We start from the raw sequence: 2517 nt of genomic DNA, 5'->3' as shown, positions 1-2517 counted from the left end.
GGGCCGTACAACCTGTATGGCCCGACCGAGGCGGCCATCGACGTGACCCACTGGACCTGCCGCGAGGAAGGGCGGGACAGCGTGCCGATCGGTGAGCCTATCGCCAACCTGGCCTGCTACATCCTCGATGCCGAGCTGCAACCGGTGCCGGTGGGGGTGCTGGGCGAGCTGTACCTGGCCGGCGCAGGCCTGGCGCGCGGTTACCACCGCCGCCTGGGGCTGACCGCCGAGCGTTTCGCCGTGAGCCCATACGGCAATGGCGAGCGCATGTACCGCACCGGTGACCTGGCGCGCTACCGCGCGGACGGGGTGATCGAGTACGCCGGGCGTATCGACCACCAGGTCAAGCTGCGTGGCCTGCGCATCGAGCTGGGGGAGATCGAGGCGCGTCTGCTGGAGCACGACCTGGTGCGTGAAGCCGTGGTGACCGTGCCGGACGGCAAGCAACTGGTTGGTTATGTGGTGCTGGCCGGCGAGGCCGCCGATTGGCAGGCACAACTGGCCGAGCACCTGCGCCGCGGCCTGCCGGACTACATGGTGCCGAACCAGTGGCTGGTACTGGACGGCCTGCCGCTGTCGCCCAACGGCAAGCTGGACCGCAAGGCTTTGCCTGCCGTGGATGCCGCGCAGTCGCAGCGTGCCTACGTGGCGCCGCAGAGTGAACTGGAACAACAGGTCGCGGCGATCTGGGCACAGGTGCTCGGGCTTGAGCGGGTCGGCCTGACGGACAACTTCTTCGAACTGGGCGGGCATTCCCTGCTGGTGATCAATATCGTGTCGCGTATTCAACTTGAACTGGGGCTGACACTGGTCCCGCAGCTGCTGTTCCAATACCCGGTGCTCGGTGCACTGGTGGCGCAACTGCAAGCCACCGGCGCACAGGTGCAGGATGCGACCCTGAGCCGTCTGGAAGGCCTGCTCGACGACATGGAGGGGCTGTGATGGACAATACCGTTGCCGCGCGGATCGCTCGCCGCTTCATCACCTTGCCCCTGGACAAGCGTGCGCTGTACCTGGAGAAGATGCTGGCCGAGGGCGTGTCCCCGGCCAACCTGCCGATCCCCGAGGTGCAGTCGGCCTTCGAGCAACTGCCGCTGTCCTTCGCCCAGGAGCGCCAGTGGTTCCTCTGGCAACTGGAGCCGCACAGCAGTGCCTATCACATCCCCATGGCCCTGCGGCTGCGCGGCCGGCTGGATCGCCAAGCGCTGCAAGGTGCCTTCGAGCGGTTGGTGGAACGGCATCAGACGCTGCGCACCCGCTTTGTCTTCGAGCAGACGCGCCCATTGCAGGTGATCGACCCCGGGGCCGGGTTGGCTATCGCCCATGAGGTGGTCGGGCCGCTGGACCTGGCACAACTGGAGGCCCGGGTGGCCGAGGAAACCCGTCACCCGTTCGACCTCGAGGCGGGGCCGCTGCTGCGGGTCCGCCTGCTGGAGTTGGCGCCCGAAGACCATGTGCTGGTACTGACTCAGCACCATATCGTTTCCGATGGCGTGTCGATGCAGGTGATGGTCGGCGAGCTGATCGCCCTGTATGCCGGCTTGAGCCTCGGCCAGGCGCCGACGCTGGCGCCGCTGCCGATCCAGTACGCCGACTATGCCCTGTGGCAGCGCCACTGGATGGAGGCGGGCGAGCGTGATCGCCAGCTGGCCTACTGGACCGAGCGCCTGGGCGCGCAGCAACCGGTGCTGGAACTGCCGCTGGATCACGCGCGGCCGGCGCAGCCCAGCTACCGTGGCGCGCGCTGCAACCTGCAACTGCCGGCGGCCTTGAGTCATGCCCTGCACGCCTTGGCCCGGGCCGAGGGTGGCACCTTGTTCATGCTGCTGCTGGCGGCATTGCATGCGTTGTTGCACCGCTACAGCGGCCAGCACGATATCCGCATCGGGGTGCCCAGCGCCAACCGCAACCGGGTCGAGACCGAAGGGCTGATCGGTTACTTCGTCAACACTCAGGTGATTCGTGCCCAGGTCGCCGGCGAGCAGCCCTTCGTCGAATTGTTGCGCCAGGTGCGCCAGCACGCGTTGGATGCCCAGGCCTATCAGGAGCTGCCGTTCGAGCAACTGGTCGAGGCCCTGGCGCCGGAGCGCACCCTGGGGCTCAACCCGCTGTTCCAGGTGATGTTCAACCACCAAGCGGCCGGCCGTGGCGGGGCGACCAGTGCGCGCCTGGGCGACCTGCAGATCGAAGGCGTGGACAGTGTCACCGAAGTGGCCCAACTGGACCTGACCCTGGAGACCCGCGAATCGCCAGAGGGATTGGAGGCGTCGTTCATCTATGCCACCGACCTGTTCGAGCGCTCGACCATCGAGCGGCTGTCGACCCACTTCATCAACCTGCTGCAAGGCATCGTCGAGCAACCGCACCAACCGGTGGCCGAACTGCCGTTGCTGGCGGCCGCCGAGCGCGAGCGCACCCTGGTCACGTGGAACGCCACCGCTGAACAGTACCCGCTGCAGCAGAGCATCCAGCAACTGATCGAAGCCCAGGTGCAGCGTACCCCGGATGCCCCGGCGC

Annotated in this window: 2 protein-coding genes; both read left to right on the top strand. The window is 67.3% G+C overall.

Going from position 1 to position 2517, the window contains the following annotated elements; all coding sequences use genetic code 11:
• Positions 1–942: phosphopantetheine-binding protein (locus tag GYA94_RS24970; protein WP_161893316.1), on the top strand; the 942-nt coding region annotated here is incomplete at its 5' end.
• Positions 942–2517, top strand: a 1576-nt coding sequence (locus GYA94_RS24965) for a condensation domain-containing protein (RefSeq protein ID WP_255326992.1), incomplete at its 3' end; no start/stop codon positions are given. The genes GYA94_RS24970 and GYA94_RS24965, both read left to right, overlap by 1 nt.

The organism is Pseudomonas juntendi, from assembly GCF_009932375.1.
GTDB lineage: Bacteria > Pseudomonadota > Gammaproteobacteria > Pseudomonadales > Pseudomonadaceae > Aquipseudomonas > Aquipseudomonas juntendi.
Note: the sequence above shows the minus strand (reverse complement) of the source record. Positions and strands in the feature narration are given on the sequence as shown.